Source organism: Hymenobacter antarcticus (assembly GCF_039539545.1).
GTDB classification, from domain to species: domain Bacteria; phylum Bacteroidota; class Bacteroidia; order Cytophagales; family Hymenobacteraceae; genus Hymenobacter; species Hymenobacter antarcticus.
The window spans coordinates 12,048-32,750 of sequence record NZ_BAABDI010000015.1 but is presented as its reverse complement, the minus strand read 5'-3'; the positions used below and the strand labels follow the sequence as shown (position 1 = coordinate 32,750).

Genomic DNA, 20,703 nt, shown 5'->3' with positions numbered 1-20,703 from the left:
CTTCCCTTGTGCCCTATCCTTCCAGCCAGCGCCGAAATTCCGGCGTTTGGGCGGCGCTGGTAGTCAGCATCGCAGCCGAGCCCCGCAACTTCACCACCAGGCGGTTGTTGAAATAAGACTCAACCCGGTCAATGAAAGCAATGTTAACCAGCTCGGAACGGTTGATGCGGCCGAAGCGGGCCGGGTCGAGCTGGCGTTCCAACTCCGTAAGCGTCCCGCTGAGCGGGTAGCGTTTGCCAATGCCGTCCACAGCAAAGGTTACGCCTTCATCAGCCTGCACGTAAGCCACCTCGGCCACTTGCAGGATGTAGAGGCCGCTCGGCATTCGCACCGAAAAGCGCTGTTTGTACTGCGGCTGACTACCCTGGCGCAACACCTGGTGCAGCTCGCGCACCACCTCGGCGCTTAGGCTGGCGCTGGTGGCGGCTGGTGCAGCCGTCAGGCTGCGGCGGAGCAGCTGGTACTTATCCAACGCGCCCTGCAACTGCTCAAAGCTGAAGGGCTTGAGCAGGTAGGCAATGCCATTGCCCCGAAACGCGGCCAGCAAAAACTGGTCGTAGGCGGTGGTGAAGATGATGGGGCAGCTCACCGGAAATTGCTCGTAGAGCGAAAATACGTTGCCGTCGAGCAGTTCGATGTCCGACAGAATCAGGTCGGGCATGGGGTTGACTTGCAGCCAGACCAGGGCTTTTTCCACGCTGCGCAACACGGGCGGTACCGTGGCCCCGAGGCCCGTTCGGGCCAGCTGCTGCTGCAGCTGCCGGGCCGCCGGCTCCTCATCTTCCAGAATCAGAATAGTCATGCGCAAGGGTTTGATGATGAGCGAGCGGCCCCGGCGGGCGGGCCTGGGGCAGCAGCGGCACGGTAACGACGAACACCACTGGCGTGGCCTCTACCCGAATTTCCTGGCCGAACAGAAGCCGGTACCGCTCCCGCAGATTGGTCAACCCAGTCCCGACCGAATCGACGGGCGTGCGCTTGGGCCGCCGGGTGTGGCGCACGCTGAGGCTGGTGGCCGTGGCCTCCAAACTGATAACCAGCGGCTCGTCTTCGTTGCCCGCATTATGCTTAATGGCATTTTCGAGCAGTAGCTGGAGCGTGCCGGGCACCACCAGCAGCCCGGCCACCACGGCCGGGGCCGGCAACTGCCAGCGGAATCCGTAGGCCGCCCCGAACCGATGCCGCAGCAGGTAGATGTACTCATCGGCAAACTGCAGCTCTTCGGCCAGGCTCACCACGTCTTCGTGCTGGTGCCGAATCAGGAAGCGGTAGAGGGCGGCCAGGCGGGTGAGGTATTCGTTGGCAGCTACGGGGTTTTCCAGAATCAGGCCCCGCAGCACGTTGAGGTTATTGAACAGGAAGTGCGGGTCGAGCTGGGCCTTGAGGCTGCGCAGCTCGCTTTCGGCCTGGGCTTTTTGCAATTGCAGTACGTGGCGCTGCACTTCAAAATAGCGTTTGCCGGTGAGCAGCACCGCCAGCAGCCCATAGCTTTTGGCGTGCAGCAGCAGGCCCGACAGCACCGCGACCAACGACCAGCGCACCGCCTCCTTGCCCAGCAGCCAACCGTAACCGCCGTGGTAAAGCACGGCGCTAACCAGCAAAAAAACCAACAGCCCCGCCAACGCCCGGCCCCGCCGCCGGGAATCAAGCAAGCCCGGCAGCACCCCAAACACCAATACATAGGCCGCCGCCGTATCGAGCAGCACCGTGTAGGCCATGCCCAACGCGGCCCGAGCCCAGCCAAAATCTATTACGTACGTCCACAGAATGAAGGGTGTGGCCACCAGCCAATACACGGCCGTCGTCAGTAGGTCGGAGCGCGAGGGGTGTTGCATGCGGGGGAGGGTGGTTGGTCAATGAGCGGGCGCAGCCCCGAAGGTGCCACTCTTTGACCAATATTGCGGATTTCGAACTTCGTTGACGCTTATTTTCCGGCAGTTTGCCCGGCAGCCGGCGGTGTCAAAGCCTGCACCGGCCCCGAGTCGCGCACCAGCACCAGGTACTGCACGTAGGCCGCCGCCGGCAACGCAGCCGAGAACTGAATCTGCTGCCCGGCCGGCACGCCGGGCGCGTATCGCACCTCAATGGGCTGGCGGGTAGTGGCGGCCTCCGGCGCGTTGAGTCGGAATAGGGTGGTGCTGCCCGGTGCCGTGCGCTGCTTCAGCTCTGATAGCCCGGTCAGTACCGATAGGGGGCCGTCGTGGTTGAATTTGTCGGTGACACTGTAAGGCTGCCCCGCCATTTGCCAGGGCGTGGGCAGGCCAGCCGTGGGGTACAGCATCTGGCACCCGCTGAACACGCATAGCACCGATACCACCTTACCGCGCAGCGGTACACCTTGCCCCAGTCGGGCCGCCATGCTCCGGAAATTACCCTGAATAGAGCTTTGCAACACGTGGGCCAGCCCCCACAAGCCGTATAGCTTCTCGTGCGCGAGCTGCTGCGTCTGGTATTGCACTTCGAAATTGGCCACCAGCATGTCTTCCCGCCCGAAGCCCGCTGGCCGAAAGATGTTGCCCAACAGCAGCGCCAGATTATCATAGGTGGCGGAGCCAAGTGCTTGCCGGTAGCGAACCGCCTGTGCGGCCAGCAACCGGGCGGCGCGTTGCCCCACAACGGCTAGTGTGCCGACATCGGCGCGGCGCAGCAGCGTCAGCACCGAATCAAGCGAAGCCCGCAACGGGGCCGGCACTGGGCGGGTGCCCAGCAGCGTTTGGGCGTAGTCGGCGGCCAGCGGTAGGTCCTGTATTTCGTCGAGGCCAATGAAGCGGATACGACGGGCCGCTGGCAGTGTTTGGTTCAGGGCGCGTATGCGTTGGACTTTAGTAAAGAATTCTTGGTTGCCCCATTGAATGGTGCCTGCCACCCAGCTTCGAAATACGAGGCGGAGGGTGCTATCCTGCCCCGTGCGCAAGTATTCATTCAAATAATACGCCTTAGCGCAGTCGACTTCGGCCACGTAGGTACGCACGCCAGCTCGTTGGTTGAGGTGCTTCAACAGGGCAAAATCCAGCTCCTGCGGCCGCGCCACGCCGTGCGACTCGCCCAACAGAAATAGCTGGTTATCGTAGAATTTCTGGTCGAACAGCTTAAATTCCGGCGCAGCTAGGGCAACGTTTTCCTGGGGTACGCCCGCAAAAATTGGCGTTGGCGCGGCGGGCATCTGTGCCTGCCCGGCTCCCGACAACAGCAGGAGTAACGGGCCAACCAGAAGACGAAGGGGAGAAAATAATTTCATGGGCTTGGGCTGAAAGGGTGAATGATGCCCAAAACAACCCTCCCCAGCCATCAAGTCCGCCCTTGATTTAGCCAACCGCCCGAAAATGCCTGTGAAGTGAGGCAAAAAATGAATAAACCACGTTGGCATTAGTTCAGCCGACCACTCGCCTTCCGGCCATTGCTCAGGGAATTTCCCTGCTACCCGGCCAGCGGCAGCTCGATAAAAAAGTCCGTCCCCTCCCCCACCTCGGTTTCAAACCAGATTTTGCCCCCGGCGCTTTCAATCCCGCGCTTGGCCACCGCCAGGCCAATGCCCGAGCCGGTGGCTTTGGTGGTGAAATTGGGCACAAAAATCTGCTCCCGCACCTCCTCGGAAATGCCCGCCCCGTTGTCGCGGATGGCCACCCGGACGCTGCCGGTGCCCAGCGCCTCCAGCGACACGTCGATGTGGGGCGCGCGGCCCTCAGGCACGGCCTGGCGGGCATTTATCAGCAGGTTATTGAAGGTGCGGACCAGCAGGTTCTCATCGGCATACACCAGGTAGCGGCCGGTTTCAGCATCGGGCGGCAGGTGCAGGGCCAGGGCGCCGTCGTCGGTATCGGGCTGGTGCAGGGCGGCGCAGCGGCGCAGTATGGCGGCCACGTCCAGCCGCTCGGGCCGCATGGCGGGCAGGTTGGTGAAAGTGCTGAAACTGGTGGCGATGTCGCTCAGCACGTCGATTTGGGTGATGAGCGTCTGGCTGATGCGGCTGATGAGCTCCTCGGCATTGGGGCGGCGCTCAGCAATGGCTTTTTGCAGAAACTGCAGGCTCAGCTTCATCGGTGTGAGCGGGTTCTTGATTTCGTGGGCCACCTGCCGGGCCATCTCGCGCCAGGCCGCCTCCTTCTCCTGGGCGGCCAGCTCGCGCTTGCTGGCCTCCAGCTTGGTGAGCATGGCATTGTACTCGCGCACCAGCAGGCCGATTTCGTCGTCGGAGCTGCGGTAGTCCAGCAGCTCGTTTTCGCCGGTGAGCGTGGTCTGGGTCAGCTTTTCGGTGATGAGCTTGAGCGGAGCCGTGAGCTGCCGCGCCGCCACAAACGCCAGCCCCAGAAACAACAGAAACATCAGCGTGAAGATGTTCAGAATCGTGGTAAACAGCTCCGTCAGCTTGGTATTCAGCTCCTTTTCCGAATCGAAGAACGGAATGCCCACGTAGCCCAGAATCGGACCGGTCGGCATGGCAATGTCGTCGGTCAGCGGCTCGCTGGCTGGCCGTTGGCCTGGAATCGAGCCCCCAGCAGCAGCCTTTGGCTTGCTACCTCTCGCATAGCCCAGCGCGTGGCCGGCCAGGTCCGCCACTACTGCCTCTCCCGCGCCAGCCCGCACGGGCAGGTACAGGGCATTGAACGAGAGCGTGCCCGCCCGCTCCGTGAGCAGCGCCCGGGGCCGGTTTCGCTCGCGCAGGCTCACCATGGCCTGCGGGTTGAGCAGTGGCCCCAGCAGGCCGGCATCGAAAATAAGGGGCTGACTGCTTGCCAGCAGCTCGCCGTGGGCATCGTAGAGGTTGAGGTCGGTTTCGGTGAGCGCGGCCACGTTTTTGGCCAGGGCCGCCAGCGTGGGCCGCGCCGTACTGTCGGATAGCAGGTGGCGCTGCCGGCGCAGGCTTTCCAGGGCCAGCTGGCCACGGCGCTCGTAGGTGCGGGCCAGGTCGCGCTGGTAGGAGTCAATCAGCTGGCTGGCCGTGGCCACGCTCACCACCACCAGCGGCACCACGATGCCCACGTTCAGCAGCAATTGAATGCGGGTACTGAAGTTGAGCCGGGGCACCGCCCGGCCACGTGCCAGCAGCAGCAGCCCGCTCAGCAATAGCCAGAGAAACGACGAAAGCAGAAACTGAAAGGAGAAATTCGCCAGCCAGTCGCTGAGCGAATACGTGGCCGTGGTCACCACCACGGTCCGGTCGAGGGAGCCACGCACGGCAAAGTGGTGGTAGCCCCGGCGGGCCAGGCCGGTGGTGTAGAGGCGGGGCTCGGCCAGCAGGGCGGTGGGCAGGCGGTTGGCGTAGTCAAAATCGCCCTCGCTGTACACCAGCCGGCCGTGGTTGTAGCCTGCGTAGCTCAGCTCGGTAGCCAGGCCGGGCTCGAAGAACTTCTGGTCGACCAGCAATTCGGGCAGCACACTGTACGAAGTCAGCTTTTTCAACGTCAGCTCCACGCGCACCGCGCCCAAGGGTAGCCCGATGCCGTTCACGCGGTTGCCGGGCACGGTGATGTGGGCCACGTACCGCCGCGAGCCAAACGGGTTATCCGACTGCACCAGAAACACGCCCGCCTGGTCGGTGGGCGTGGCAATGCGCGCCGTATTTGCGCGGGCGGCCCGCAGATTGGGGGTGCCTGGCGCGGTACCCACGGCATCGCCCGCGGCATCATAGAGCGTGATACTGCTCTCGTACTTGTCGAAATAGTCGCTCAGGTACTGCCGGGCAATGCGCTCGCGCACCGCCTCGGGCCGCCCAAAGGCCGCCGACAACGACCGCCGCACAAAGGGGTCAGCCGCGATTTTGCGCATCTGCTCGCCCAGCAGAAACTCCCCCTGAAAATCATTGTCGACAAGCAGGTTGCCAGCCAGCCGCTGCTTGTCGACCAGCAGCTGCTTCTCAAAATGCGCGTACAGCGCCAGGGCTCCCGTGGCCGAAGTCAGGGCCAGCAGCAGCACAATCAACACCGAGGATTGATAATTACTCTCCGCCCGCTCGGGGCGCAGGTTCACGGCCCGCACCAGCGAGGCAAACAGCAGCAGCACGCCCAGCAGCAGCACCCACGGTTGCCCAAAAGCCAGCCCCAGGCCCAGCACGGGCACGGCCGCCAGTGCCGGCCCCAGCAGCAAGGCCCGCCGGGGTACGTGCTGCAACAGCGCCCCCGCCACCTGCGTGAGCCCAAACAAGCCCACCACCCACACCGCCGTATGCAGCAGCACGGCCAGCGCCAGCAGCATCCACGGCCCGGTTATCTGAAGATTGTGGGTGATATCCAGGCTCAGCTGGGAGCTGCCGAACACCGTGGTGTAGTAGGCAAACAGCAGCGCCAGCCATCCGCAGAATGCCAGCCCCACGCCCACCGCCGCCAGGGCCTGCCCCAGTGGCGTGCGCGGGGCGGGCAGCCGGGTGGGCACCTCATCGCGCCGCCACAAAGCGGCCGCGCCGGCCGCCAGCAGCAGCAGCAGCAGCGCATTCAGCAGCAAGTCGCCCAGCGACGGGGCCCACCACGAGGCCGCGTACACGCGCGGGTCGAACAGCGGCAGCTCGATAAATGAATAGGGTAGCCCTAGGTACAGCAGCACGCCCCGCAGCGCCGCCAGCGGCAGCACCAGGGCCGCAACGGCCACCCCCGTCCGCCCGGCCTGCCACCAACGCCAGGCCAGCAGCAGCCACCCCAGGGCATAGAGCAAGCTGCCCAGCGCCAGCAGCGCCAGCGGCACATACTGCCCCGTGAGCGGGTTGGGCTGCAGCCGCTTGATGGAAAACAGGTAATGCCCGTCGGCTGCTTCGAACCGGGCCCGGTTGCTGGCGGCACTATCGGCCACCACCTGCAGCTCCATGCCCCGAAACAGCGCCTGCTCGCCCCCTTCCCGCAAATAGCGGTTGCTGATACCGTAGTGCCGTTCCAGAGGCAGGTAGGTGAGAATGAGATAAGGGCCCGCCATGCGGCGCAGCAGCAGGAAATGCCCCACGGGCGTTTCAATCAGACGTTCAGCCGTAGTGCTCACGGCCTCAGCTTCCGGCCGTAGCGTGGCATCGGACCAGTAGCGCAGCACCCCGTTTTCGAGTACGCAGGTGGGATAGGTTGTTTGGGCCAGCAGCTCCTCGAAGCTGTAGCCGCCGCGGGGCAGGTGAGCCGCCACGGAATCAGCCTCGCGTCGGGCCGTGGTTTCGGCGTCGCGCACCAGCTGCTGCAAGCGCATCACATCCGTACGCTGCACCACGCCCGGGGCCTGCGCGTAGCGGCTGGCCAGGTAGCCCCCCCCAAAGCAGAACACCGCCCCCAATAGCAACAGCCAGGGCCAGCGACGCCACGCCGGCGCTTGAGTCATGGAAGAGCTGGGGTACTGAATCGGGCGCAAAAAAGAAGGTGTCAGGTCAGTGATTCGGCGAAGCCAGGCAGCTGGCTCAAAGTAAGCAGGAACGCAGCTAACGGCCGTTTAGCCCCGAAGTGCCAATTAACAAGTACGCAGCAACCAGCCCACTAAGCACAATGCTTATTCTTTCCGGCACCCGCAAAATCCACGCCTAATAAAAAATGCTGCCCGGGAGCAGCATTTTTACACCAGTAAACAACTTTCCTTTAGTGGGTTAAGAAACGCGGGTCGAACCGGGTGCCGCCGAAACCATACAGCATCACGGCCCGCGAATAGCGGAACAGCAACGGAGTAACGGCCAGTACGGCCACGGCCACCGTGGTTACATACACCCACACCGGCGGGTCGTTGGCAAAGAAATAGAGCAGAAACCCAATGGCCAGCAGTATCCCCGTCGAAAAGCCCGAGCTGATGTACATGGCCCCGTAGTAGAAGCCCGGCTCGGGCTCGTATGTTCGGTGGCACACGGGGCAATCAGCCGGCATTTCCATGAAGCTAAAGCTCAACGCCGGATGATTAAACAGCTTGCCGGTATGGCAATGCGGGCAGCGCAGAGCCAACAAAGCCAGCGCCGTAGACGGGATAGCCGTGGTGGGCTGGTCCATTAGGCCTTGGCCTTGGCAGCCTTGGGGTGCGTGCGGCGGTACCAGAAATACCCTACCGCGCCCATCAGGATGTAGGGAACGGTCATCATGTACACAATGCCTTTGTTGAGGCCGGCGACATCATAGTCGTCGCGCTCCTGCCGGGCGGCTTCCACCTGCGACTTACACATCACACATTGCGCACGGGCCGCCAACGGGGCCAGGCTCAACAACACGCCCAATAGCAGGGCAAATGAGGCAGCAAAAAAGGTCTTTTTCATAACTAAATCAACACGAGGATTACAGCAAAGTTTCTTGGTATCAGGTATAATACGGCGAAATCATGAAATAAACGACAACCCCCGTTACCGACACGTACAGCCAGACGGGAAAGGTCCAGCGGGCAATGGCTTTGTGCTTGGTGTACTGCCCGGTAAGGGCGAAGTACAGGGTAAACAGCACCAAACCAACCGTCACCACCGCCAGGCTGATGTGGCTCAGGAGCAGGAGAAAATACACCGTCCGAATGGTACCCACGCCACCAAAATGCGTGCTCTCAACCTGCGAGTGGTACGCTACATAAGACAGCAAAAACAAGCCGCCCAACGCAAAGGCAGTGCCCATGGATGCCCGGTGAGCCAGCACGTTCTTCCGACGGATGAAGTAGAAACCGGTGAGCAAGGCTACCGCCGTCAGCGAGTTCAGCACCGCATTCACCGCAGGCAGGGAATGCAGATACGCATCAGCCCCGGAAATCTTGAACAGCCCCTTATAATAAAACAGCACCGCTACCAGCAGCGGTACTACAGCACCCAGCGTACCCAGAATGATTTTGTAGCGCGTGTAGTCGCCAGGGGCCATCACTGACGGATGCAATTGGTTAGTGGGGATGTTCATAATCGTAAAGCTGCACGGTAACTTCCGTAAGTAGACGGTCTATTTCACGGCCGTCGGTCCCATCGTAAACACCCCGAACCAGGCTTTGGTTGTCGACTAAAAACAGCCGGCCGGCGGGAATCGGGCCGGCGGGTACCGCTCCGGGCAAGCGCCTGGGGTCGGCTTGGAGGCGGAATTCGCGCCGGGCCAGAGAGTCGAGCATGGAGCGTGGCCCGAAGATAAAAAACCACTTGCCCGCAATGCTGCCGTACTGTTCGGCCAGGCGGGACGGGGTAATTTCCGCGTTCAGAACAAAGGTGGCTAGCCGCACCCGGGGCTCGTGCCGAAATTTCTCCTGCACCCGCAGTAGCTGCCGCGCCACCTTTGGGCTGGCCTCGTCAGCACCGTAGAACTGGGCAATATAAAGGCCTTTTTCAAGCTCCTCACTGCTCACGGTGCGGCCCGTGGAAGCTTCGAGCTGGAAGCCCGAGATGGGGTGAAAAACAGTATCGCGCTGCCACTTCCCGCCAACCTGCGTGGAATCCACGCGGTCGGGCAGGTAAGTTGGCAGCGCGTAACGGTTGGTGCCGAAGCGGAACAGGAACAAAAAAGCCAGTACTGGTACCAATAGCAGCAGCCCCAGCAGCAGGGTTTTACGGGGCCGCATCCGCTAGCTAAACATGTTTTGCAGGACTTCGCCCATGAACGAGCCTTCGGTAACCAGCGCCACCAGCAACCACACCAGCAGCGAAACCGGCACCATAATGGTCCAGATTAAGCCCTTGGTTTCGTGCTTCAGGTGCATGAATTCCGCCACGATGAAGAAGGCCTTCATAATGGTGAGCACGATGAAGATGCTGTTGCGCAGTGTGCTCGGGTGCATCAGAAATACGAAGACGAACTCTACGGCCGTGATGCCGACGAGAACCCCAAAGACTTTCCAAATCCAGCCAGTATTCGGCTTGGCAATTTCACCGGGGGCGAGCGTGTGTTGGGTGGGTGCGTGGGAATCCATAACTAGTGAATAAGTAAATGAGTGAATGAATAAGTCAGGAATGAACGAGGTGAATGCTGGTTCATTCATTCGCTCATTCGCTCATTCACTTTTAAACGAGATAGAAGAAGGTGAAGACGAATACCCACACCAGGTCTACAAAGTGCCAGTAAAGGCCGATTTTTTCAATCATCTCATAGTGGCCGCGCTTCTCGAAGGTACCGTTGGTAGTAGCAATGAAGCACCAAACCAGCAGGCAAACGCCCGAGAGTACGTGGGTACCGTGGAAGCCCGTAATGAAGAAGAACAAGTCGGCGAATAGCACCGGACCGTACTGATTCATGGCCAGATTGGCCCCACGGAACATGGTACCATCGGCCATCAGTGTGCCCTCGGCGTGGCCATGGATGAAGTGGCTCCACTCCCAGGCCTGGCTACCCAGGAACGTTGCGCCGAACAGGATGGTCCACAGCAGCCATTTTTGCACGTCGTTCTTGTCCATGCGGTGGCCGGCCTCTACGGCCAGTACCATGGTCACGGAGCTCAGAATCAGAATCATGGTCATCAGAGCCACGAAACCCAGAGGCACGTTGGCTTCGCCCATACCGGGAAAAGCGTTGAAAACGTGGTCCGGAATCGGCCACCAGCGCGTGCTGAATACGAAGTCCTTGGCCTCGCCCGTAAATACCTCGTGCTTATGGCGAATCATGCCATAAGTAGTCAGAAACGCGGCGAAGGTGAAGGCGTCAGACAGCAGGAAGAACCACATCATGAGCTTGCCATAGCTCGCTTTGAAGGGTTCATTGCCGCCGTCCCAGTTGCCAGTGCGCGGAACGTCGAGGGTAGCGGAAGCAGCGGGCGGCTGCAAAGTGGTCGGTTGGGCCATAGCGGACAGCGTAACGTCGTTTTAGTGGTTCAAAAGTAAGAACAAATACAGGTACAGCCAAAGCCCACCCAGGAAGTGCCAGTACAAGGTGGCATTACTGATGGAGAGCATGGCGCGCGAATGCACCTGATAATTAAGGGTCCGGCGAAGGACAACGGCCAGGAAAACCAGACCTGTAACAAGGTGAAAAGCGTGAACACCCATCAATACGTATACGAACGAACCGGACGGATTAGCGTCGGCTCCACCAAAGTAGGTGTTGCCCGCCACCAGGTCGCCGAAGCTGTAGTACTGGCCAACCAAGAAAGCCAGGCCTAGTACGAGCGTGATAATCAGGCCGGTTTTGGCCCGGCTGATTTCGTCTTTACGGGCCGATAAAAGCGCCCATTGCATGCTGGCGCTACTCAGGGCGATGAGGACAGAGTTAATGAGCAGCGAAGCGGGCAGGTCGAACTCGCGCCAGTTGCCCTCGTCGCGCCGCACGATGTAACCACTGGTGAAGGCGGCAAACATCATCACAATGCTGAAGATAAGCAGGACGAGCAGCACCCGCTTGGGGTGCCAGCCTAGTCCAACTTCCTTTTCAGAGATACTTTCAGTGGGATTCATATTATTAGGATTTAATGAGTAATGGTTAATGAGTAAGTGCGGAAATTGAGCCGAAAGAGCAGTCAGCAGGCGCTACTAATCATTAACCATTAATACCTACATTTTGTCCAGAACCAGCGCTATTTGTACGATGGGCAAGTATAGAAACGAGGCAAACATGATGCGTAGCGCCGCCTTGCGCGACTGCGTACGCATGAGCTGCACGGTGAGCAACAGGAATAGCACGCCGGCCACCACGGCTACCAAGGCTGAAATCCGGCCTGAGATATTGAATTCCAGCGGAAGCAGGCTCAATGGAATGAGCAACAGCGTGTAGGTCATTATCTGAAACGCCGTGCGGGCGTCGCGGTTGCCCGGCGAAGGCAGCATTTTGAAGCCGGCCCGCTTATAGTCCTCGTCGGCCACCCAGGCGATGGCCCAAAAGTGCGGAAACTGCCACATGAACTGAATACCGAACAGCACCCACGCCTCTACGCCGATGTATCCCGTGGCTGCTACCCACCCAATGAGTGGTGGCAAGCCGCCCGGAATAGCGCCCACCGCCACGCAAATGGGCGAAATGGTTTTGAGAGGGGTGTAGATAAACCCGTAGAGGATGAGCGAAAGCAGCGACAGGCCCGCCGTGAGCGGGTTGAAGCAGTACCACAGCAAGCCGAGGCCAGCTATGCCCAGCAACACGCAAAACACCCAGGCCTCGGCGGGCGAAAGGATGCCTAACGGCAGCGGCCGTTGAGCCGTGCGCGTCATGAGCTTGTCGAGCTCACGCTCGTGAACCTGATTGATGATGTTGGCCGAGCCAGTTACGAGCAGGCCGCCCAGCATAACGAGCAGTGCCCGGGACCAGCTGAATTCGTGTGCACCCAGCAGATAGCCGATTGCGCTGGAAAACGCTACAGTGAGCGAAAGCCGGAATTTAAGCAGCTGAAAATAGGCGCGGGCCTTAACCATCAATCCTTGGAATAATTGCGTCGTTGGGCTCATCGCCAGAAGCCGTAGCCAAACGGGGCCGCAAAGTTACGCAACAACCGGCCGGGCGGCATCCGTGAATGCAATTGTTTCCGGTGTTTTTCGGGCACGAGCCACCGCCAGAACCGCTAGAAACTGCACCCCAAACAAAATAGTAGCCAGTGCGAGGTGTATTGGCTGCACTGCTGCCGGCAGCGCAAAAGAGGCCAGTATGATGCCCGCCAGGATTTCCAGCCCAATAATACCGAGCGTGGCCACCACCAGTTGGCGCATAGTGGCGCGGGCCAGCTGCCACAGCTCGTAGCCTACGTAGCAGTTCAGAAGCAGCACCAGCGCCGAAACCGTCCGATGTACGCTGAATATGCTGCCGAGCTGGGCGACCCAGGTTTCCCGACCCACGTACCCAGCCGCTGCCGATACGACATCGACCTGCTCACGAACTTCCGTGCCCAGGAGAATCTGCCAGAATGTGAGCAGCAGCGCGGCCCAAAGCCACAGGTACAGCCCCAGTGCGGGTTTGTGGGTAGTGGCCATAACTTTCGATGGGATTAACTCAGCCACGAATTCGCCTTGTGCCCTCCCCCACCGCGCCCGGTCTACTGCGTACAGCAGCAGGGCCACAATCAGCAGGGCCAAGGCCATGTGAATGGTCACCATCACGGGCAGCAGATTGGTCGAAACTACCAACGAGCCCAGGTAGCCCTGCACACCAGTGAGCAGAAACGAAGCCAGGGCCAGCCAGAAAATGGGCCGGTCGCGCCGCCAATACGGCAAAGCAAAAACAACCGTCAGAAACACGAATACCCCTATCAGGGCTCCTAGCAAACGGTTTACGTATTCAATCCAGGTTTTAACCGGGTTGAAATCCGTTTCGATATACTGGCTTGGATGGGCGAAAATGCTGCCCGCTACCTGCGCAAAACCCATTCGTTGCAGGGTACGCGCCAGCTTCTGGTTTTTGGCCACCCGCTGCGCCGTGTATACCTCTTTGTAGTCGGCCGGCAGTTGGCTCGCTTCGGTAGGTGGAACCCAGCGACCGAAGCATTTGGGCCAGTCCGGGCAACCCATGCCGCTGCCGGTACTCCGCACTACCCCACCCACTAAAATGAGCAAATACACCGCCAAAACCGTCAGAATACCCACGAAACGGAAGCGGCGCACGGCAGGGCTGATTCGAAAATTCTCCATGATAAAAATATCTCCTGCGCTACATTTCTTCAGTAGCGCGACGATTTAATCTGTTAATTCCAGCTCGCTAGCTCGCCCAGCATTATAACAAAAAAAGCGGGCCGCCGGTTGGGCGGCCCGCTTTGGGACTTATTCAGCTTACCGCTAGTCGGCCAACTCCTGCTCATATGGCAGGTTTGACGACTGCGTTTGCGAGTAAGGAATGTGCTGTGGGATAAAGTCCACATCCGAACCGGGCTTGCTGTAGTCGTAGGGCCAGCGGTACACGGCCGGAATTGCGCCGGGCCAGTTGCCGTGGCCGGGCTCGATGGGCGTGGTCCACTCCAGCGTAGTCGAGTTCCAGGGGTTCTGGGTGGCGCGACGACCGCGGAAGATGCTGTAGAAGAAGTTGAAGAGGAAGATGAACTGACCCAGGAAAACGATGATGGCCGCAATCGAAATGAACTTGTTCATATCGGCAAACTGCGAAAAAGCATCAAAGCCAGTCCAGGCGTAGTAGCGACGGGGGAAACCTGCGATACCTACATAGTGCATCGGCATAAACACCAGGTATACCCCGGCAAACGTCAGCCAGAAGTGGATATAGCCCAGCTTCTCGTCCATCATACGCCCGAACATCTTCGGAAACCAGTGGTAAACACCGGCGAACAGGCCGAAGAAGGCTGAACTACCCATCACTAGGTGGAAGTGAGCTACCACGAAGTAGGTGTTGTGCATCTGAATGTCCAGCGTAGCATTACCGAGGATAATACCGGTCAAACCACCCGAGATAAACAGCGACACGAAACCAATAGCGTACAGCATGGCGGCGGTGAAGCGGATATTACCGCGCCACAGCGTGGCCAGCCAGTTGAATACCTTCACGCCCGAAGGCACGGCAATAATCAGCGTCAGGAACATGAAGACCGAACCGAGGAAGGGGTTCATTCCCGTCACGAACATGTGGTGAGCCCACACTACGAACGACAGCATGGAAATACCAATCAGCGAACCAATCATGGCGCGGTAGCCGAAGATGGGCTTACGAGCATTCGTAGCCAATACTTCTGATACCATGCCCATAGCAGGCATAATCACGATGTACACTTCGGGGTGCCCCAGGAACCAGAACAAGTGCTGGAACAATACTGGTGAGCCGCCCTGGTTACTCAAGGCCTGGCCAGCAATATAGATATCCGAAAGGAAAAATGAAGTGCCGAACGAACGGTCGAACACCAGCAGCAAAGCCGCCGAGAACAGTACCGGGAACGAGAGAATACCAAGAATAGCTGTCAGGAAGAAGGCCCAAATGGTGAGCGGCAGTTTGCTCATGCTCATGCCACGGGTCCGCAGGTTGATAACGGTCGTCACGTAGTTCACACCGCCCAGCAGCTGCGATACGATGAAGAACACCATGCTCACCAACCACAGCGTCATACCAGCACCAGAGCCGGGAATGGCTTGCGGCAAGGCGCTCAGGGGCGGGTATATTGTCCAGCCCGCAGCAGCAGGGCCAGTTTCAATGAACAGCGACGAGAACATGATGACACTGGAAACAAAGAAGAACCAGTACGAGAGCATGTTCATGAAGCCCGATGCCATATCGCGGGCACCCACTTGCAGCGGAATCAGGAAGTTAGAGAACGTGCCGCTCAAACCAGCGGTCAGCACGAAGAATACCATGATGGTACCGTGCATCGTCACCAAGGCCAGGTAGAATTCGGGGTTCAGCTTACCAGCCTGAATCCAGCCTCCCAAGACCGGCTTCAGCCATTCCATGGTGCCTTCGGGCCAGCCAAGCTGCAAGCGGAACAAGCTCGACAGCGTACCGCCGATAACAGCCCATAAGATGCCTGTAATCAGGAACTGCTTGCCAATTTGCTTGTGGTCCTGGCTGAAGACGTACTTCCACAGCCAGTGCTGGTCATGATGCTCGTGGTCGTGGTCATCTTGATGCAGGTGCTCACCGTGTTCGATAGCCGGCACCGGAGCGGAACCAATACCGCCCTGCGTTTGCACGCCCGGTGAAAGATTGGGTTTGGGTGTCATGTCTGACATAGCGGAATACCGTTTTTATTAATTAGTAAGAGGCAGCCAATGGCGCTGGGGCCGCTTCTTTTTTCTCAGTTGCGGCAGCTACTGGAGTAACCATCGTTTTGGCTTTCTGTTTGAGGGCGGCCATAACTTCCGGGTTCTTTTGCGAGAAAGATTGTTGCGCGGCGTACCAGTTCTGGTAATCATCGGGCTCATCTACAATCACGGTAGCTTTCATAGCGAAGTGGCTACCGCCGCACACTTGGTTACAAGCAAGTTCATAGTTGAACTTCGGATTGCCCAGTTTGGCACGCATCTCATCGGTAGTCACCGTAGGCGTAAACCAGAAGCGGGTCGGCATACCAGGCACGGCGTACATCTGCACGCGGAAATGGGGCATGTAAACAGCGTGCAACACATCGCGCGAACGAATCTTAATCAGCACCGGCACGCCCTTAGGAACGTGAACTTCATTGGTTGTGAAGTCATCGAGCGCCGATTTGTCGCTCAGGTCAAAACCCCATTCGTTCACGGCATCAATCATGCGGTAGTTCACCACGCCCAGCTTCATATCGCGGCCGGGATAGCGCACCAACCAGTTGAACTGCTTGCCCATCACCTCAACTACCACCGAATCTTTAGGAGCCGGGCCCGTGATGCGGGTCCAGGCCTTCCAGCCGGCGAAAATAAGCGCAGCCATCACGATAGCCGGGATAATAGTCCAGATTACTTCAATCTTGTTATTGTGCGCAAAAAAGTAAGCGCGACGGCCTTCTTTGTGCTGGTACTTGTAGGAGTAAACGAAAAGCAAGGTTTGCGTAATGGCAAAAGCCACCCCAATTACCGCCATCGTAATCCAGAACATGCGCTCCATCTGATAGCCGTGTACCGAGGCAATCGGTGGGTTCATCTTGTTGAAGTTCTCAACAAAAGAATATGCGAACCACCCACCACCACCTACCAGAAAAACCAACATCAGAATAGCGTTTACGCTATTGCTCATGCCGACATCCCGGGTGAAGGTGCCCGAAAAAATGGAAGTAAAAATCTGCAAGCGAAACAGCAGGCCGAACACGACCAACAGCAACACCAGCACTAGCAAAATGGTAAGAGCAGTCATTGAGATTGTAGTATTAAGTATCTAGTAGGAAGTAGTAAATATTGGTCCGCAAGCAGGCTTGCTACTTGCTACTTCATACTACCTTCTGAATCTTAGGTAGTGTGGTGAATGCTCTCATCCAGGAACGGATGATTGACCGGAACCAGCGAGGCCGAAGCTAAGCGGCGCGTGAAGAGAATCAGGAAAGCGCCGAGGAAAATAGCAGCTACTCCAATCTCAATCAGAAACCCGTTTTCGCCCTTCAAAGTGCCCGGCATCAGCATTAAATAGAAGTCGGACCAGTGACCAATGAGGATGGCAATGGCGACGATTTTCATGATAATCATCTGGCGCTTGGCATCCCGCGTCATCAGACCCAAGAAGGGAAAGACGAAGTTGATGGCAATATTGAAATAGAACATACCAGTGTAGCGACCATCAAAGCCCCCAAGGCGCTGGTTGAAGTAAACAGCTTCTTCAGGCAAGTTTGCATACCAGATGAGCATGAACTGAGCAAACCATACGTAGGTCCAAAAAATGCTGAAGCCGAACATTAGCTTGCCTAGGTCGTGCAGGTGGCTGGATGTTAAAGCGCGCAGGTAACCGGCTTGTTTCAGGAAAATAGCCGTAAGGGCAATTGCGGCAATGCCGGACACCCACCACGAGGCGAACACGTACCAGCCAAACATGGTGCTGAACCAATGCGGGTCAACGGACATTACCCAGTCCCAGGCCGACATCGACGAGGTTACAGCATATAACACCAGGAACAGGGCCGATGCTGTGATGCTTTTATGAAACCAGTAGGTACCACCGAGCTGGTCCTCCTTCAGCGACAGCTGACGCAGCTTCCAGCTAAAAGCTCCCCAGATAACGAGGTAGCTCACCATGCGGATAACGTAGAACGGCAGGTTTAGGAAACCGCTCTTACCGGCAATAATTTTGTCGTAATTAGCATTGCCCTTCTCCATGATGCCCTCGTGGGTCCAGTGGAAAATGTCGTGCCGGCCAACCAGGAATACGATGAGCATAATCACACCACCGGGGATAACCCAGGCGCTGAGAGCTTCCGCAATACGCTTCACCATCACCGACCAACCGGCGTAGGCCACATAGTTGATAGCCACGAATACGGTACCAACCGTGGAAACGCCCAGGAAAAACAAGTTGCTGTGCCAGAGGCTAATAATCAGGCGTTTCAGCCAGATGGGGCCGCCTTCGTGCGCCGCGCCGTGAGCAGCAGCCGCAGTGTGTCCAGCAGCTTCGGTGTGCTCAGCCGCACCCCAGCCCAATACTGAAGCTAGAATACCGAGCGCCGTTATTACCACGCCGGTGATTATAATGGCCAGAAAAGTTTTACGGGCGCCATCCGTAACGACGAGCTGTTCAGCCGTGGCGCTTTGTTGTTGCGTCAGAGTTGCCATAGTACGTTAGTTAGCGGTGCCGTTAGTTGCTTTGGTATTGCCCTGGCCCGGCGTTTCGGAGCCGGTGCCAGCCTGTGCCTGACCCACGGGGGCCTGGTTGGTGGCATCTGTCATTTCAGTTGAATCGTTAGCCGTGCTGGTGGGGCCTTTAGCAATGAGCTTACTCAGCGCATCAGGCCCTTCACCCCGCTGTAGTACGCGAACATACATGGCGATTTTCCACCGTTCCTCAGGGTTAACAATTGACCCGTGTGGCATCATACGGTTGCGGCCCCACTGAATGACGTGGTAAATATGTCCGTCATTCATGGTTTTGTAGGCCCCGACCGTGTAGTTCGGCACGCCTTTATACTTCACGCCAACCAATCCATTACCGGCACCTTCTTCACCATGACAGTGAGAACAAATACGGGTATACAGCACTTTGCCTTCCTCAAGGTTGGCTTTGGTATAAGGGTAAGGATTACGTAACGTGCGCTCAGCGATGCCCACACTGTCCTTCGGAATGTGGCTATAATAATCCATTTTACCGCGCGGTACCGTGCCATTGGCCGGCGTACGCTGATTGATACCGAAAGAGTTGACCGTATTGAAGTGGGTCTGGCTCAAAGGGTCGTACGGGATAGACTCGTACATTTCCGGCGCGTATTCAACGCCCGGGTCGTTTCCATCGTGGGTGCAGGCCGTGGTGGCGAGCCCCAGGGAAAGTAGCAGCGCCGAAACGCGCAGGCTCAGATTCAGCGGATGCATCATTAGTGGTTGGTCATTTCTTTTTGGTTGACTTCCGATGCGCCATTTTCGCGCAACAGCTGGGTCAGCCGGGGAAATTGTGAACTGGTTTCATCTAGTTCAATGGCCATTACGAACTTGTCGTCGGTGGCACGTACATCCATCACCGGCACTTTAGGCCGCGGGTACAAACCCGTAATAATAAAGAAGGTGATGGCCATGCCGTGGCAGGTAAAGAATACCGTCAATTCGAAAGCAACCGGCACGAAGGCGGGCAGCGAAATGTGCGGCTTGCCCCCGATAATCATCGGCCAGTCGAACCCCAGCATGTAAATCTGAAGCCAGAGTGAAAAGGCCAAGCCCGTCATGCCGAAAAAGAAAGCAGCGATAGGAAGGCGCGAGCGCTCGATACCCAGCGCATCATCGATGCCGTGTACTGGGTAGGGCGAGAATACGTCGTAGATTTTCACGCCGGCGGCGCGCACGTTCTCAACGGCGTGTAGCAGCACATCCTCGTCGTCGAAGATGCCAAGGGCGAATTGCTTAGTCATGCTGGTTATAGGTTACGGGTGCCGAAGCCGGAGCCCCATGAATGGCTGGTTGATGAACTTGGGCAGCGTGCGCTTTTTCCGGATTGTAGGTCGGGCCATTGTCCACGGTGTACTTAAGAATGGTTTTCACCTCGGCCATGTTAATCACGGGGAAGAACTTGGCGAAGAGCAGGAACAGCGTGAAAAACAAGCCCAGCGTGCCTACATACAAACCGATGTCGATGATGGAGGGCGAGAACATAGCCCAGCTCGATGGCAGGTAGTCGCGGTGCAGCGAGGTAACGATGATTACGAAGCGCTCGAACCACATCCCGATGTTCACGATGATGGAAAGAACGAACGTGAGCGGAATGCTATAGCGCACCCGGCGGAACCACACCAGCTGCGGCGTAATCACGTTACAGGTCATCATGGCCGCGTAAGCCCACCAGTAAGGACCAGTAGCCCGGTTGATGAAAGCATATTGCTCAAACTCCACCTGCGAATACCAGGCGATAAAGAACTCCGTGATGTAAGCCACCCCTACAATGGAGCCGGTTACCATCATGATTTTGTTCATCAGCGCGATGTGCTCCAGCGTAATGTAGTCTTCGAGGCGGAAAACCACGCGGGTAATCAGCATCAGGGTGAGCACCATGGCAAAACCCGAGAAGATTGCACCAGCCACGAAGTAGGGCGGGAAAATGGTGGTGTGCCAGCCCGGTACGACCGAGGTAGCAAAGTCCATCGATACGATGGTGTGCACCGAGAGTACCAGCGGAGTCGAAACACCGGCCAGAATCAGCGAAACCGTTTCGTAGCGCGACCAGGCTTTGGCCGAACCTTTCCAGCCAAAGCTCAGCATCGAGTAGCTGAACTTGGCGATGGTGCCTTTGGCACGGTCACGAATCGAAGCGAAGTCCGGAATCAGACCGATGTACCAGAACACCAGTGATACGGTGAAGTACGTCGAGATGGCGAATACGTCCCACAGCAGCGGCGAATTAAAGTTGGCCCACAGCGAACCAAGCGTATTCTGGAAGGGGAAAACGTAGAATGCCAGCCACGGACGACCCATGTGCAACACCGGGAACATGGCAGCGCAGATTACCGCGAAGATGGTCATGGCCTCAGCCGCCCGGTTGATGGACGAGCGCCACTTCTGACGGAACAGCAGCAATACGGCCGAAATCAGGGTACCAGCGTGGCCGATACCTACCCACCACACGAAGTTGGTGATGTCCCAGGCCCAGTTCACGGTTTTGTTCAGGCCCCACTCCCCGATGCCGTACCAAACGGTGCGGTAAACCGAGTAGAAGAAAATTCCCAGGAAGAACAAGGCCACGCTCAAGGCGGCCATCCAACGAAGGTTGGGCTTGGCTTCCACCTGATAGCAGATGTCCTGCGTTACGTCGTGTAACGTCTTACCGCCTGTTACGAGCGGCTCGCGTACGGCTGATACGTGCTGCATAA

19 protein-coding genes are annotated in these 20,703 nt (G+C 58.1%); all 19 read right to left on the bottom strand.

The genetic code is table 11. The annotated features are described in order from the left end of the window. Positions 1-13: 13 nt before the first annotated feature. Positions 14-802 carry a LytR/AlgR family response regulator transcription factor gene (locus tag ABD819_RS11810; RefSeq protein WP_345124501.1) on the bottom strand — a complete coding sequence of 263 codons (789 nt, stop codon included), beginning with the start codon at positions 800-802 and terminating at the stop codon, positions 14-16. Further along, positions 777-1,835 (bottom strand): sensor histidine kinase, encoded by a 1,059-nt coding sequence (locus tag ABD819_RS11805; protein WP_345124498.1) that lies wholly within the window; start codon positions 1,833-1,835, stop codon positions 777-779. The genes ABD819_RS11810 and ABD819_RS11805 overlap by 26 nt, the downstream gene beginning before the upstream one ends. Positions 1,836-1,924: 89 nt before the next feature. Beyond that, positions 1,925-3,238 (bottom strand): erythromycin esterase family protein, encoded by a 1,314-nt coding sequence (locus ABD819_RS11800; protein WP_345124496.1) that lies wholly within the window; start codon positions 3,236-3,238, stop codon positions 1,925-1,927. A 179-nt stretch (positions 3,239-3,417) separates the two neighbouring features. Further along, positions 3,418-7,287, bottom strand: coding sequence for a sensor histidine kinase (locus tag ABD819_RS11795; protein ID WP_345124494.1), 3,870 nt, complete (start codon positions 7,285-7,287; stop codon positions 3,418-3,420). A gap of 251 nt (positions 7,288-7,538) precedes the next feature. Continuing rightward, entirely contained in the window at positions 7,539-7,937 is a 399-nt protein-coding gene (locus tag ABD819_RS11790; protein WP_345124492.1) for a DUF983 domain-containing protein, read from the bottom strand. After that, entirely contained in the window at positions 7,937-8,197 is a 261-nt protein-coding gene (locus ABD819_RS11785) for a hypothetical protein (RefSeq protein WP_345124490.1), read from the bottom strand. Before ABD819_RS11785 ends, ABD819_RS11790 begins: the two co-directional genes overlap by 1 nt. A 40-nt stretch (positions 8,198-8,237) precedes the next feature. Then, complete coding sequence (locus tag ABD819_RS11780; protein ID WP_345124488.1) at positions 8,238-8,813, bottom strand: DUF420 domain-containing protein; 576 nt, start codon at positions 8,811-8,813, stop codon at positions 8,238-8,240. Beyond that, on the bottom strand, positions 8,797-9,459 hold the full coding sequence (locus ABD819_RS11775; protein ID WP_345124485.1) for a hypothetical protein: 663 nt from the start codon (positions 9,457-9,459) through the stop codon (positions 8,797-8,799). Before ABD819_RS11775 ends, ABD819_RS11780 begins: the two co-directional genes overlap by 17 nt. Before the next feature lie 3 nt (positions 9,460-9,462). After that, the gene (locus ABD819_RS11770; RefSeq protein WP_345124482.1) at positions 9,463-9,807 is read right to left on the bottom strand and encodes a cytochrome C oxidase subunit IV family protein; all 345 of its coding nucleotides are present in this window, start codon (positions 9,805-9,807) and stop codon (positions 9,463-9,465) included. 91 nt (positions 9,808-9,898) lie between these two features. After that, the gene (locus ABD819_RS11765) at positions 9,899-10,672 is read right to left on the bottom strand and encodes a cytochrome c oxidase subunit 3 (protein ID WP_345124478.1); all 774 of its coding nucleotides are present in this window, start codon (positions 10,670-10,672) and stop codon (positions 9,899-9,901) included. Between the two features lie 21 nt (positions 10,673-10,693). Beyond that, positions 10,694-11,281: a cytochrome c oxidase subunit 3 gene (locus ABD819_RS11760; protein WP_345124474.1), complete on the bottom strand. Its 588-nt coding sequence runs from the start codon at positions 11,279-11,281 to the stop codon at positions 10,694-10,696. Between the two features lie 96 nt (positions 11,282-11,377). Beyond that, positions 11,378-12,229, bottom strand: coding sequence for a heme o synthase (gene cyoE, locus ABD819_RS11755; protein ID WP_345124471.1), 852 nt, complete (start codon positions 12,227-12,229; stop codon positions 11,378-11,380). Between the two features lie 66 nt (positions 12,230-12,295). After that, entirely contained in the window at positions 12,296-13,435 is a 1,140-nt protein-coding gene (locus ABD819_RS11750; protein WP_345124466.1) for a COX15/CtaA family protein, read from the bottom strand. A 144-nt stretch (positions 13,436-13,579) separates the two neighbouring features. Beyond that, positions 13,580-15,463, bottom strand: coding sequence for a cytochrome c oxidase subunit I (locus tag ABD819_RS11745; protein WP_345124463.1), 1,884 nt, complete (start codon positions 15,461-15,463; stop codon positions 13,580-13,582). A 31-nt stretch (positions 15,464-15,494) separates the two neighbouring features. Beyond that, the gene (locus ABD819_RS11740; protein WP_345124460.1) at positions 15,495-16,568 is read right to left on the bottom strand and encodes a cytochrome c oxidase subunit II; all 1,074 of its coding nucleotides are present in this window, start codon (positions 16,566-16,568) and stop codon (positions 15,495-15,497) included. A gap of 92 nt (positions 16,569-16,660) precedes the next feature. Next, complete coding sequence (locus tag ABD819_RS11735; RefSeq protein ID WP_345124458.1) at positions 16,661-17,971, bottom strand: quinol:cytochrome C oxidoreductase; 1,311 nt, start codon at positions 17,969-17,971, stop codon at positions 16,661-16,663. A gap of 6 nt (positions 17,972-17,977) precedes the next feature. Next, complete coding sequence (locus tag ABD819_RS11730) at positions 17,978-18,724, bottom strand: c-type cytochrome (protein WP_345124453.1); 747 nt, start codon at positions 18,722-18,724, stop codon at positions 17,978-17,980. Next, entirely contained in the window at positions 18,724-19,251 is a 528-nt protein-coding gene (locus ABD819_RS11725; RefSeq protein ID WP_345124449.1) for a DUF3341 domain-containing protein, read from the bottom strand. Before ABD819_RS11725 ends, ABD819_RS11730 begins: the two co-directional genes overlap by 1 nt. Further along, positions 19,244-20,701 (bottom strand): NrfD/PsrC family molybdoenzyme membrane anchor subunit, encoded by a 1,458-nt coding sequence (gene nrfD, locus ABD819_RS11720; RefSeq protein ID WP_345124444.1) that lies wholly within the window; start codon positions 20,699-20,701, stop codon positions 19,244-19,246. Before nrfD ends, ABD819_RS11725 begins: the two co-directional genes overlap by 8 nt. Between the last annotated feature and the right edge of the window lie 2 nt (positions 20,702-20,703).